The organism is Corallococcus sp. AS-1-12 (assembly GCF_020036995.1).
Taxonomy (GTDB): domain Bacteria; phylum Myxococcota; class Myxococcia; order Myxococcales; family Myxococcaceae; genus Corallococcus.
In genome coordinates, this window is sequence record NZ_JAIQDD010000002.1 from 37,758 (window position 1) to 50,419 (window position 12,662).

Genomic DNA, 12,662 nt, shown 5'->3' on the forward strand with positions numbered 1-12,662 from the left:
ACAACCCTGAGCACGCCCGGCTCTCCTATGGCTGACTGCCGTACCACGCCTTACGCCACTCAATCAGCTGGCCGACCTCCTCCGCCTGCGCGTCGATGATTCTCCGGGACATGGCGCGGATCTCCGCGATGCTGCTCCGCTGGAGCGCGACAGTCGCCATCTGAATGGCGCCCGCGTGGTGAGGCATCATCGAGTCGATGAACGCCTTGTCGACGTCCGGCTTCTGCGCAAGCTCGTCGGGCATCAGCATGCCGCTGTTCTGCATCTCGGACTCGCTCATCATGGTCGGCACGTCCGAGGAGCCGAAATGGGCCTGCTTGAGGGCCTTCAGTTCGTCAATCTCCTGCCGCTGATCCTGGATCATCTTCGTCGCCAGTGCCCGAAGCTCCTGGCGCGTCCCGCGCTGCTCCTCGACCATGGCCATCTCGGTGGCCATCTGGTGGTGCGCGGCCATCATGTCGATGAACCGCTCGTCGGAGTAGTTGCCGTCCACGACGAGCTGTTCGGGGGCGACGTCATCGCCCATGGACATGCCATGGGAACTCGACTCGTCGTCTCCGCAGCCTGCCACCACCATGAGCAATACGACCGTCAGTGCGCGGCACAGCATAGGGGAACTCATATGTTCGCAACCTCCACGCTCGACGCCCTGTACGCCTCGCCGAGCCGAGGCACTAGGAACGCTCGCAGGACCAGAAACTGAGCACGGAGCAGTTCCTTGTCAGCTGTGAGCGGCGAGGTTACAGGCTTGGCCCGCGAGGCTTACTTGTGCGGTTTGGCGAGCCAACGCGCACTGCGACTTCAGGCCAGGGCTGCTGTTGGAAGAAATCAGTTCTTGCGGAAGACGAGACCGTTGGGCTTGGTGCCCACAGTGAGCGTCTTCCGAATGGTACGGGTCGCAACCTCCACGACGCTCAGCGTCCCCGCTGCCTGGTTGGTGACGAAGGCGGTGGCACCGTCGGCGGAGAAGGTGATGCCATGAGCGCCGGCACCTGTGGCGAGTTCCCCCTGGCGCGTCGTGGTTCCCGCCGCGAAGAAGATGAGCTTGCCATTGTCAGTGTCCGTCACCCAGAGGTCGCCGTTGGGGGCCGTGGCGGCCATGGCCGGCGTGAAGCCCAATCCGTAGGTGCGCGCGACCTCCAGCGTCCCGGAGTTGATAGCGGTCAGGCTCTTCCCGTCCTCGTTGTCCACGTACATGAGGCCGTCGTTCCCCGGCCAGGCCCCCACGGGGTTGGCACCGACGGGCACTGTCTTCTCCACCGCTTTGGTCACAACGTTGATGACAGTGACGCTGTTGGAGTCACCGTTGGCAACGAAGGCATATCGGCCATCCTGTGAGAACGTCACCTCCGCGGACATGTCCCCCACGGTGACCGTCTGCCTTGGTTCCAGCGTCCGGCTGTCGAGTACGAGGACCGTGCCCGGCTCCGACATCAACGCCGTCCAGACTTCGGTGCCATCTGGCGAGAAGGCGCCGTTGTGGGGCATCGCGTCGAACTGCCGTATGGCCCGGGTCTCGCCCGTCTTCGCGTCCAGGAGGAGGACTTTGCCCGGCATGGTGTGGCCCGCGTGGCCGCCGCCGTGCCCTCCACTCAGGTCCATGCCAGGGACGGCCACCACGAGCGAGGTTCCATCCGGGCTCAGGTTGACGTGGTGCGGATAACTCACATCTTCCAGTTGGAGGGTGCTCGCCACCTCCAACTGCTCCACGTCGATGACGCTGAGAGAGTGGCTCCCGCCATTCACAACGAACACGACGTCCTTCTCGGCGGAGGGGAAGGTGTCCGAGTCGTCGTCACAGCCGATTATGGTCAGTAACGCCAGGGAAGGGAGTGCCCACAGCGTCCGCTTGAGGAGTTCCATCAGTCGAGCCTTTCGGAATGTCCGCGTGAAGAGTCAGACCAGGGGGGACCTAATAGACGTGCTTGCGTGTTTGTGCAACTCGGTTGCATTTAATTTCTGCTGTGGCGTTGCTGGAGGCGAAGCGTTCCTTGGCGTGCGTGAGCTGGACGTTCAATCTGGCTCCTTGAAGTCATCGGAACGCAGGCCATAGCGCTTGAGGAGTCGATGGAGGCTCTCGCGCTCCATGCCCGCCCGTTCCGCGGCTCGAGTCACGTTGCCCCCGAACTCCCTCAGCAGGGCGATGAGATAGTCCCGGGACGCGTGGTCCCGCGCCAGGTCCACCGCCTCACGGAAGGGCATCTTTACCAGCTGGCTCGCGGGCAGTGCCCCCTGGGGCGCCCCCGCGACTTCCGGTGGAAGGTCGCCCTGGCCCAGGCGGGAGCCCGTGGCGATGGCAACCGCGCGTTCGATGGCATTCTCCAACTGGCGCACGTTGCCGGGCCAGCTGTACCCGGTCAGCGCGCGTAGCGCGTCCGGCTCCAAGCCGTCCACCGACTGGTGGTAGGTCTTCGCCGCCTTCTGCACAAAGTGTATCGCCAGCAACGGGATGTCCTCGCGCCGCTCGCGCAGGGGCGGCAGATGTACTGGGAAGACATTGAGCCGGTAGTACAGGTCCTCGCGGAATCGGCCTGCGGCGGCGTCGGCCTTGAGGTCGCGGTGGGTGGCGGTGATGACGCGTGCGTCGATGCGGCGCGCCACCGAGTCACCGACACGTCGGACCTCTTTATCCTGGAGAGTTCGGTTGAGCTTTACTTGGACAGCCAGGGGCAGCTCGCCAATCTCGTCCAGGAAAATGGTCCCCCCCGACGCGGATTCGAAAAGGCCGGGTTTGGTCTCCACCGCGCCGGTGAATGCCCCCCGGGCGTGACCGAACAGCTCGCTCTCGATGAGCTCCGAGGGCAGCGCGCCGCAGTTGACGGCGACGAAGGGCCGGTCTTTCCGCGGGCCGTGGTGGTGGATGGCCCGGGCCACCAACTCCTTGCCCGTTCCCGTCTCTCCGGTGATGAGCACCGTGATGTCCAACTCGGCGGCGCGCTCCAGCAGGCCGTAGAGCGTGCGCATTGGTGGGCTCCTGCCAATGATGTTCTGGAAGCTGTAGATGCCCTCCAACTCGCGCCGCAATGTGGCCGCCTGCTCCTTGAGCCGCTTGCGCTCAAGAGCGCGAGCCACGACCAGGGATGCCTCGTCCGGGTCGAAGGGCTTCGGCAGGTAGTCGTAGGCCCCCTCCTTGATGGCCTCCACTGCCTTGGGGACGGAGGCATACGCCGTCATCATGATGACCTCGGTGGCCGGCGAGTGCTGCTTGACGGCCCTTAGCACCTCGAAGCCGTCTGCCCCCGGCATGCGGATGTCCGTCACTACGAGGTCGAACTCCTGGGTCTGGATGAGAGTGAGCGCACGGCCGCCGTCTTCAGCCGTCCTCACTTGGTAGGCGTCACCCAGAATCCGGGTGAAGAGGTGACGCATGTTCTCTTTGTCGTCGACGACGAGAACGCTCGGTCTGTTCGTCACGGCGTACTCCGGGGGAGATGCAGGGTGAACTCCGCGCCATGTCCGGGGAGATTGCGTGGCTGGATGTGGCCTCCATGGGCCTGGGCGATGGCCTGTGACACGGCCAGCCCCAGCCCGGTGCCTTGAGGTTTGGTGGTGAAGAAGGGCTCGAAGAGCCGCTCGTGCGCTTCGGGAGCAAGGCCTGGTCCGGTGTCGCGGACCGTGAGCGCCACCTCACCTTCGCGCGCATGAATGGCCACCGTCACCTGTCCCGAAGGCCCTGCGGCCTCCACGGCGTTCTTGAGCAGGTTGGTGACCACCTGGCGAAGCCGCTGCGGGTGGCCGGCCACCTGGGCTTCGCCTTCCACCGTCAAGGAGACGTCGGAGAGTTGGGCGGACTCTCGCAGCCGGGAGATGACCTCCTCCACCAGCTCTCGCAGCTCCAGCGTTTCACCCGGAACCTGGAGCGGTCGCGACAGGTCGAGCAGCCCCTCCACGATGTCACGGCAGCGCAGCGTCTCCTCTTCGATGATGCGCAGGTCATCGGCCAGCGCGCCTTCCGCCTTGCGCTGAAGCAGGCGCACGTAGCCCAGGATAACACCCAGGGGGTTGTTGATTTCATGCGCCACGCCCGCTGCCAGGCGGCCAATGCCCGCCAGCCGCTCGCTCTGCACCAGACGCTCCTGGTGCTCACGAAGCGCGGCGGTCATCCGGTTGAATTGCTGTGCCAGTCTTCCGAACTCGTCCGGGCGGTTCAGCGCGATGCGGGTGGTGAGGTCGCCCGCAGCGATGCGGGCCGCGCCGGCCTCCAATAGGGAGACAGGACGGGCTACCGAACGGCCGATATAGAGGCCCACACCCGCCGCAAGGAGGGCCGCGGCGGCCAGGATCACGACGGTCCATTGGAAGCTGCCGTGTTGGACTGTGCTCGCGTGCTCCTCATAATTCCCGATGGCGCGCTCGTAGTGCGAAGCCAGGGTGTCCGCGCTCTCCTGGATGACGCCGACGAGCTCCAGTGCCCGGGAGTGCTCACGGACCGCTGTGGTGCGGTCCCCTTTCAGGACGGCCGGGACGAGTGCCTCCCGGAAGAGCAGGTCCAGTTCCGCAGTGGTGCGACGCATCGTGTCTACCTGGGCTCGCTCCTCGGGGGTGATCGCCTGCGCCTGGACCTGCTCAAGGAGCGCCAGAGCGCGGCGGTGGGCACCGTCGTAGAGCGGCAGGTGGCTGGCATTGCCGAGGATGAGGGTATGGGCCAGGTGAGCGTAGAGGTCTCGCACTGCGGTCGCGAGCGACAACGTGGTGCGCACGGCGGTCTCCTGCCTCCGCACGCTGTGCAGGGCCTCGTGGATCTCCGCCATGCCTTCGAGCGCGGCATAGGCCGCTGCGCCGAAGGCCAGGACGAGGAGCGAGAAGGCGTATAGGAGCCTGCGAGCAGTTCCGGACACAGCGTCCCCCAGCGAACGAAGATGAAAGTTTAGCAATGCGCAGGCCAACACCGCGCTCGCAGCAAGTGCCTGAATTCGTTCCTGACACAGGCCCCGGCCCTGTGGAGAGGGATGTGGGGAGCGTAACTGGGATGGTCACACTGTGACGGGTACAGCGTCAGGCCGCGACCGCTGCGGTTCCAGGGACCTCCGGCTCGGAAGTTGCCGGCCCTGGAACCACCTCGCGGCGCTTCCACAGGAAGTAGACGGCCGGGTAGACGAGCAGTTCCAGCAGGAAGCTGGTGACGAGGCCGCCTACCATGGGCGCTGCGATGCGCTTCATCACGTCCGCGCCCGTGCCAGTGGACCACATGATGGGCAGCAGGCCGAGCATCGCCGCCATGACTGTCATCGCCTTGGGCCGCACGCGCTTCACGGCCCCGTGAATGATGGCCTCCACCAGGTCGCCCTCGGTGCGAAGCATCCCGCGCTTCTTCGCCTCGTCATGTGAGAGGTCGAGGAAGAGGAGCATGAAGGCGCCGGTCTCCGCGTCCAGTCCCATCAGGGCAATCATGCCCACCCACACCGCGATGGAGACGTTGTAGTCGAGCGCCCAGAGCAGCCACACCGCGCCGATGGCCGAGAAGGGCACCGCCAGCATCACCAGGCCCGCCTTGAAGGCTGACTTCGTGTTCATGTACAGCAGCCCGAAAATCAGCACGAGCGTCAGCGGGATGACGAGCTGGAGCCGCTCGCGGACGCGCAGCATGTTCTCGTACTGCCCGCTCCACGTCATGGAGTAGCCCGGGGGCACCTTCACGCTGGCCACCGCCTCCTTGGCGCGCTCCACGAAGCCGCCCACGTCGTACTTGGAGGTATCGAAGTCCACGTAGACGTAGCCGGTGAGCATGCCGTTCTCGTTGCGGATCATCGACGGGCCATGGGCGAGCACCACGTCCGCGATGGCCTCCATGGGGATCTGGCCCTGGCCGCCGGGGAGGGGCAGCAGCACGCGCTTCAATGCCTGGAGGTCCTCGCGGTAGTCCCGCGCGTAGCGCACGTTGATGCCGTAGCGCTCCCGACCCTCCACGGTGGTGGACTGGTTGTCGCCCCCCACCGCGGTCATCACCATCATGTTCGCGTCGTCCACGCTCAGGCCGTAGCGAGCCAGCTCGTCGCGCTTGAGGACGAAGTCCAGGAAGTAGCCGCCCGCCACGCGCTCGGCGAACGCGCTGCGGGTGCCCTCCACCTTCGCTACCGCGGCCTCCGTCTCGCGAGCGATGCGCTCCACGGTGGCCAGGTCGGCGCCCATGATCTTGATGCCCACGGGGGTGCGGATGCCGGTGGTCAGCATGTCCAGCCGGCCCTTGATGGGCATGGTCCACGCGTTGGAGATGCCCGGTAGTTGGAGCGCGGCGTTCATCTCCGACTCCAACTGCGCCTGGGTGATGCGGTCACGCCAGAAGGGACGCAGGACGCTCTTCAGCCACTCGGGAGCCCAATTGCTGTACCAGCGTGGCACCTCGCGCCACTGGGACTCGGGGCGCAGCAGCACCGTCGTCTCCATCATGGTGAAGGGGGCGGGGTCGGTGGAGGTGTTGGCGCGGCCGGCCTTGCCGAAGACGCGCTCCACCTCGGGGAAGCGCATGAGCAGCTTGTCCTGGACTTGCAGCACGCGCTGCGCCTCGGCGACGGACATGCCGGGCTCCACCGCCGAGGGCATGTAGAGGATGGTGCCCTCGTTGAGCGGCGGCATGAACTCGCTGCCCAGGTGCAGGTACACGGGGATGGTGGTGGCGACCAGCAGCACGCTCACGGCGATGGTGGCCTTGGCGTGGCGCACCACGAAGCGGCAGGGGCCCTCGTAGAGCCGGTGCATCAGCCGGCTGATGGGGTGCCGCTCCTCGGAGTAGTACTTGCCCACCAGGGCCGTGGTGGCCACCGACGCCAGGAGCCTCGGGCGGAAGCGGAAGGGCTCCACGCGGGCGAAGAGCATCCGCATCGCGGGGTCGAGCGTAATCGCCAACAGCGCGGCGATGGCCATGGCCAGGTTCTTCGAGTACGCCAGCGGGCGGAAGAGGCGGCCCTCCTGGTCCACCAGCGTGAAGATGGGCATGAAGGCCACGGCGATGACGAGCAGGCTGAAGAAGACGCCCGGCCCCACCTCCATCAGCGCTTCCAGGCGCACCTGGTGAAAGTCGCCCTTTTTCCCGTCCTTAATCCAGTGGTGGATTTTGTTGTACGCGTTCTCCACCTCGACGATGGCGCCGTCCACGAGCACGCCGATGGAGATGGCGATGCCGGCCAGCGACATGAGGTTGGCGTTCTGCCCCATCGCGTACATGGGGATGAACGCCAGCGCTACCGACACGGGAATCGTGACGATGGGTACGAGGGCCGAAGGCGCGTGCCACAGGAAGATGAGGATGATGATGGAGACGATGATGATCTCCTCCACCATCTTGTGCGTCACCGTGTCGATGGCGCGCTCGATGAGGTCCGAGCGGTCATAGGTGGTGACGACCTCCACGCCCTCGGGCAGCGAAGGCTTGAGCTCCTCGAGCTTCGCCTTGATGCGCTCGATGACGTTGAGGGCGTTCTCTCCCTGGCGCATCACCACGATGCCGCCCACTGCATCCCCCTCACCGTCCAGGTCGGCCACGCCACGGCGCAGCTCGGGGCCCAACGCCACGCTGGCCACGTCCTTGATGGTGACGGTGGTGCCGCCCTGGGCCTTGAGGACGAGCTTCTCGATGTCCTCCACGTTCTTCACATAGCCACGGCCCCGGACCATGTACTCGCGCCCGGCCACCTCCACGAGCCGTCCACCCACGTCGTTGTTGCCCTGACGGACGGCGCGCACCACCGCGTCTAGCGACAGCCCGTAACTGGCAAGGGTGTTGGGGTTGACCGTCACCTGGTACTGGCGCACCTGGCCGCCCACGGTGGCCACCTCGGAGACGCCGGGTACGCTTTGAATCTGATACCGCAGGAACCAGTCCTGGTAGGAGCGCAGCTCGTCCAGCCGGTGCTTGCCGCTCTTGTCCACGAGCGCGTACTGGAACACCCAGCCCACGCTGGTGGCGTCCGGGCCCAGCTCCACCTTCACGTCCTGCGGAAGCTGGGGCGTTATCTTCGACAGGTACTCAAGCACCCGCGTGCGTGCCCAGTACATGTCCGTGCCGTCCTCGAAGATGACGTACACGTAGCTGAAGCCGAAGTCGCTGAAGCCGCGCACCGCCTTCACCTTGGGGGCGCCCAGCAGCGCGGTGGTGATGGGGTAGGTGACTTGGTCCTCGATGATGTCGGGGCTGCGGTCCCACCGGCCGTAGACGATGACCTGGGTGTCGGACAGGTCGGGCAGCGCGTCCAGCGGCATGTTCCGCATGGTCCACCAAGCGCCGATGAGCGCCACCACGGTGGCTGCGATGACCAGGTACTTGTTCTCCGCCGAGAAGCGGATGATGGCGCGAATCATGGCTCAGTGACCTTCGTGGCCGGAGGGGGCCGGGGGAGCATTCGCCGGAGGCGAGGAGGGGGGAGGCTCTGCCGTGGCGCTGCCGGATGAAGAGGAGGCCAGCACGGCCAGCGACGCGCGCAGGCGCGACTCGGAGTCGACGAGGAAGTTGGCGCCGGTGACGACCTGGTCGCCGGCCTTCAGGCCCGACGTCACCTCCACGCTCTTTCCATCCGACTCGCCCAGGCGGACCTCGCGGGGCTGAAAGCGCCCGTCGCCGAGCGCCAGGAAGACGACCTGGGTGGTGCCGGTGGGAACGACGGCGTCGGACGGAATCTTCAGCGCGTCCCGCGTCATGCCGCGGAGCACCACTTCACCGAACATCTCGGGGCGCAGGTCGCCGTCAGGGTTGGGGAACTCCAGGCGCACCTTGACGGTGCGCGTGGCCGGCTCCAGCACAGGGTCCAGGAAGGCCACCTTCCCGGCGAATACCCGGTTGGGGAAGGCCTTGAGCTGGAGGTTGGCGGGCATGCCCACCTTTACGTGGCGCAGCTCGCTCTCGTACACGTCCGCGAGGACCCACACGCGCGACAGGTCGACGACCTCATAGGGCGTGGCACCCATCTCCAGGCGCGCTCCCTCCACGACATCCTTCTTGGTGATGACGCCCGAGATGGGCGACACCAGGGTGAGGGTGCGGGTGGCCTCGCCCGCGCGGGCGAGCCGCTCCAGGGCGGCCGGCGGCACGTCCCACAGCAGCAGCTTGCGTCGGGCCGCCGCGACCAGCGTGTCGCCGTCCGTGGCCATTCCCTCGGCTTCGCCCAGGGCCTGGCGGGTGCGCAGGGCCAGCAGGTACTCCTCCTGCGCGGCGAGCAACTCGGGACTGTAGAGGGAGAGGAGCGGCTCACCCTGGCGCACGGGCTTGCCGGTGAAGTCCGCGTGCACGCGCTCGACGAAGCCGGCGACCTTCATGTTGACGCGGCGCACGCGGGTTTCGTCCACGGCCACGCGGCCGTTGGTCCGCCAGGTGCCCCCGACCTTGCCCTCCGTCACCGGAGCGGTGCGCAGGCCGATGAGCTGCTGGCGCGAGGCGTCGATGGTGACGGGGGCCAGCCCCTGCACCATTGCGGCTCCCTCGCCTCCGGGAGCAGCCGGCGAAAGCGCCACCAGATCCATGCCGCAGATGGGGCACTTGCCCGGGTGGTCCTGCACGATGCTCGGGTGCATCGGGCACTGGTAGCGAGTGGCGGCTGGCTCGGAGGCGGATGGGGTGGAGCTGGCCGAGGGAGCCGGCGCGAGGGCTTCATGCGCCTCATCCTGGTGGGACAGCAGGTGCACGGCGCCTCCGCCCAGGACGGCGCTGGCCAGCGCCGCGGCGGCGAGCGCGGCGGCTCCGAAGCGGCGGCGCGCGGGGGACGGCGAAGGGTTCTCAAGAGACATGGGTTCTCCAGAACTACATTCCGGACATGGAAGACGAGGAGGCGGCGGCGGGAGCGGCGCCGGCAGTGCCACCAGACGAGGCGGCGGGGGCGGGGCCCGACGGGGTGCTGCCCGCTCCGGGCATGCCGCCCGAGCCGAGGCCGCCCGCAGCGATGGAGCCGACGGGCTCCAGGCTCACCTCGGCCTGGGCGATGGCGAGGCGCTGCGCATCCACGAGCGTCCGCAGGTACTCCTCCTCGTCGCGGATGATGCCGGTGTTGGCCTCCAGCACCGAGGCGAACGAGGCGCGTCCGACGCGGTACTGCGTCAGGGTGCTCTCGGCGGTCGCTGACGACTGCATCAAGATGCCACTGCGGAAGAGGGTCACCGTGTCGCGCAGCGCGGCCAGGGCGGTAAGGCGCTCCAGCACCCGCAGCCGCAGCACCTGCTCCACTGCCTCCGTGGCCTGAGTGGTGGCCTCGGCATTGGCGCGGCTCTCCGCTACCGCGCGGTTTTGCTTCCTCCCGGAGAAGATGGGCAGGGTGACGCCGACATTGGCCTGCCACATGGGTGGGAAGTCGCCGCCACGGGGCATGACTCCCGCGCTCACGGTGAAGTCGGGCAGGCGCTCACGTCGCGCCAGCGCCACCTGCTGGCTGGCCTGCTCCACCGTTGCGCGCGCCTGGGCTAGCTCGGGGCTGCGGGCGAGCGCGTCCTTCGTCGCTGATTCGGCGTCACCGAACTCCGGCACCCCCAGGTCGCGCACGCGCAGAGTGGTGGGCAGGGGCGCATCAAGAGGCCGGCCACTCAGCCGGTTCAGGGTCTGCACCCGGGTGCGCTCGTCGGCGTTCAGTGCCACCCGGCGCTGACGCAGCCGGTTGAGTTCGAGTTGGGAGCGCAGCAGGTCGGATTGGGCGCCCTCACCGGTTTCGTAGCGGATGCGGACTGTCTCGGCGGATTGCTTCCAGAGCGCCTCAAGCCGGTCCAACAGCCTGAGCCGCTCGCGCGTCAGCACCAGGTCGAGGTAGCCACGGCACACCTCAGCCTCGATAGACAGCCGCGCTCGCAGGACTTGCGTTGACGCGGCCTTGGCCCCCAGGCGTGCGACCTCGGTACGCAGCGAACGCTTGCCAGGGAAGGGCACGGCCTGTGAGGCCATGATGCTGTAGTAGCTGCCCTCCATCTCGCCGATCATCAGCTCGCCAAAGCCGTCGTTCTGGATGCCCAGTTGCAGGACCGGGTCCGGAAGGGCACCCGCCTGAGGAACGCGCTCCTGTGCCGCCTGGACCTGTGCCTTGGCCTGACGCAGCTCAGGGCGCGCCTCAAGGGCTTCCGTGAGGAGCTGCGCAAGCGTTGGGTCAGTCAACAGCGCCGGCATGGAGGTGGCCTGCATGGCTGGCGCGCGGGCGTCCTCCTGGGCCAGCGCCGCCACCGGAGAGAGCAGCGCCAGCATGAGAGCCACGTGCCTCATCGAGCCGCATCGCCACACAGGGGAGAGGGCTGGCTGGGACATGTCGAGAGTTGATTGCACGATAGAGAGGGCTGCAGGGCCTGTGCCATGGGTAGGCCCTCGTGGGTGAGACGGAGCGCCAGGGGAGATTCGCGTGCGGGCCCGAGGAAGTCGGAGCCCGTGGAGTCACGGTGTAACTCCGGGAATCACACCGCGAGCTGCGTGCTGAACCGGCGCGGGGACGCTGTCTGGAGACCATGTTCTCCCGGCGCAACGTCGTCCCGGAACGGCTGGATGCCTAGCTGCGGCGCGGCCCTACGCGAGGCCCGCGCCACGGCGCGGCGGACTACTGGATGGTGACGAGCCCGCTGATGTGGTCCATCGCGCAGGCGTAGCGCAGCGTGCCCGACTCGCTGGGGGTAAACTCCACGGTCACTGGCGTGTCCAGGGGGAGCGGCTGGTTGATGCCCAGGTTGGCCACGACGATCTCCGTGGCGCATGTCTTGTCCGTCTTGCGGGTGACCACGAGGCGGACTGGCTGGCCGGCCTTCACCTTCACGTTCGCGGGCTCGAAGCCCTTGGAGGTCACCGTGAGAGCCACGGTCTGGAGGCCGTTCTTGGCGGCAGGGGCCGAGGTGGGCTTCTGCGTAGACGCTGCGGCCTTGGCCGTGCCTCCGTGTGCGGAATGCTCGCCGTGCTTGGCGTGCTCGCTCTGCTTGGCGTGCTCCTCACACGCGACCGCAGGGGCCGCGGCGAACAGGGGGAGGGCAGCAAGGACTCCCATCAGGCTCTTCTTCATCGGTTGGTTGCTCCGGAGTGAGGATGCCTTCGGGGACGTCCGGCATCCTGTGGGTACGGCTCGCTAGAGCACAACGCGTGCCGGCAGCTGAACGCGCCCGTTCAGGCGGAGTTGTCTTGGCGAGGCCCCTGTCCGGAGTGCCCAGACGGGTTTCGCTGTAACCGGCTCGGTCACAGGTGGAACGTGAAGCGGCCTCGTTGCACGGAGCCGTGAGGTTGTGAACCCCATGAACCACTGGGCCATCGACATTGGGCCTCTTCCTAGATGCCATGGCTGCATGTCCCCGAGGTCTCCCATGCGCCGAACCCTTGTTGTGCTGGCGAGCATCCTTTCCTTCGCGGCCTGCGTCTCCGAGCAGAAGAGGCCTCCCGCTGCGATGGACCCCTCGAATCCGGATGCGCCCGAGGCCCCACCTGCTGCCCAGCCGACCGCATTCGCGGCCCCCACTCCGGAAGTGCCCGCGCCCGCCAAGGCGCCAGAAGGCGCGGGGCACGCCGGGCACGGGGCCGTCTCTCCAGCCTCTGCCTCGGATGCTGGGACTACCGTCTACACGTGTCCGATGCACCCGGAGGTGCGGTCCAGCAAGCCAGGCACTTGCCCGAAGTGCGGCATGAAGCTGGTGCCGGAGAAGCCCTCGGGCGCGGAGGCCACCGATGCGGGGCAGCCAGGCTCAGCGCCTGCGGGCCATGAGCATGGACACGGAGGGCATCCGTGAGGCTG

At 67.2% G+C, this 12,662-nt stretch carries 9 protein-coding genes; 1 reads left to right on the forward strand and 8 read right to left on the reverse strand.

The genetic code is table 11. From position 1 onward, the window contains the following. Positions 1 to 25: 25 nt before the first annotated feature. The 8 genes from K8556_RS02490 to K8556_RS02525 all read right to left on the reverse strand — a co-directional run bounded on the left by K8556_RS02490 (position 26) and on the right by K8556_RS02525 (position 11,942). A complete protein-coding gene (locus K8556_RS02490; protein WP_223738422.1) occupies positions 26 to 610 on the reverse strand; it encodes a DUF305 domain-containing protein in 585 nt (194 codons plus the stop codon). 218 nt (positions 611 to 828) lie between these two features. Beyond that, positions 829 to 1,863 (reverse strand): YncE family protein, encoded by a 1,035-nt coding sequence (locus tag K8556_RS02495; protein WP_223738423.1) that lies wholly within the window; start codon positions 1,861 to 1,863, stop codon positions 829 to 831. 150 nt (positions 1,864 to 2,013) lie between these two features. Continuing rightward, complete coding sequence (locus K8556_RS02500) at positions 2,014 to 3,414, reverse strand: sigma-54 dependent transcriptional regulator (RefSeq protein WP_223738424.1); 1,401 nt, start codon at positions 3,412 to 3,414, stop codon at positions 2,014 to 2,016. Next, positions 3,411 to 4,838, reverse strand: a complete 1,428-nt coding sequence (locus tag K8556_RS02505) for a HAMP domain-containing sensor histidine kinase (protein WP_223738425.1) — start codon at positions 4,836 to 4,838, stop codon at positions 3,411 to 3,413. The genes K8556_RS02500 and K8556_RS02505 overlap by 4 nt, the downstream gene beginning before the upstream one ends. Before the next feature lie 157 nt (positions 4,839 to 4,995). Further along, positions 4,996 to 8,295, reverse strand: coding sequence for an efflux RND transporter permease subunit (locus K8556_RS02510; protein ID WP_223738426.1), 3,300 nt, complete (start codon positions 8,293 to 8,295; stop codon positions 4,996 to 4,998). 3 nt (positions 8,296 to 8,298) lie between these two features. Continuing rightward, the gene (locus K8556_RS02515; RefSeq protein WP_223738427.1) at positions 8,299 to 9,714 is read right to left on the reverse strand and encodes an efflux RND transporter periplasmic adaptor subunit; all 1,416 of its coding nucleotides are present in this window, start codon (positions 9,712 to 9,714) and stop codon (positions 8,299 to 8,301) included. 13 nt (positions 9,715 to 9,727) lie between these two features. Further along, complete coding sequence (locus K8556_RS02520; RefSeq protein WP_223738428.1) at positions 9,728 to 11,146, reverse strand: TolC family protein; 1,419 nt, start codon at positions 11,144 to 11,146, stop codon at positions 9,728 to 9,730. A 343-nt stretch (positions 11,147 to 11,489) separates the two neighbouring features. Continuing rightward, the gene (locus tag K8556_RS02525) at positions 11,490 to 11,942 is read right to left on the reverse strand and encodes a cupredoxin domain-containing protein (RefSeq protein ID WP_223784988.1); all 453 of its coding nucleotides are present in this window, start codon (positions 11,940 to 11,942) and stop codon (positions 11,490 to 11,492) included. Positions 11,943 to 12,318: 376 nt separating this feature from the next. Between K8556_RS02525 and K8556_RS39675 the strand changes: the two genes are divergently transcribed. Beyond that, positions 12,319 to 12,657, forward strand: a complete 339-nt coding sequence (locus K8556_RS39675) for a heavy metal-binding domain-containing protein (protein ID WP_370639878.1) — start codon at positions 12,319 to 12,321, stop codon at positions 12,655 to 12,657. Positions 12,658 to 12,662: the final 5 nt, after the last annotated feature.